The sequence below is a fragment of the Lacrimispora sp. 210928-DFI.3.58 genome, assembly GCF_020554865.1.
In the GTDB taxonomy this organism is placed as follows: domain Bacteria; phylum Bacillota; class Clostridia; order Lachnospirales; family Lachnospiraceae; genus Enterocloster.
In genome coordinates this window covers 1-330 of the sequence record NZ_JAJCIC010000118.1, presented here as the reverse complement: position 1 = coordinate 330, position 330 = coordinate 1, and the positions used below count along the sequence as shown (strand labels likewise).

General features: G+C 53.6%; 1 pseudogene. It reads left to right on the top strand.

The features are described 5' to 3' along the window. Nucleotides 1-14: 14 nt before the first annotated feature. Nucleotides 15-330, top strand: a pseudogene (locus LIZ87_RS22185) (hypothetical protein); the annotation flags it as partial.

Here is a 330-nt window from a genome sequence, read left to right as displayed (position 1 = left end):
ACGAGAACGGCTATATGTTCACGAGCGGCTGGAAGGAGCAGAAGGATGAAAGCGGAAATACCATCGGCTGGAGGTTCTTCAACTCCGAAGGTAAGGCCAAGAGGAGCGATACCTTTGAAGTGCAGACGGCGGGAGGCAAACAGCATGCCTTTGACGCTGACGGCTTCATGCTGTACGGCTGGGTATCCAGCGCATTAAACCAGATGCTGACAGACCAAGAAGGGTGGAAAGAGGCAGATTATTATTTCGGAGAGCAGAGCGACGGAAGCCTGAAAACCGGCTGGCAGACGATCAATGTGTATGGCGGGTGGAAGGACGAAGCCGGATATG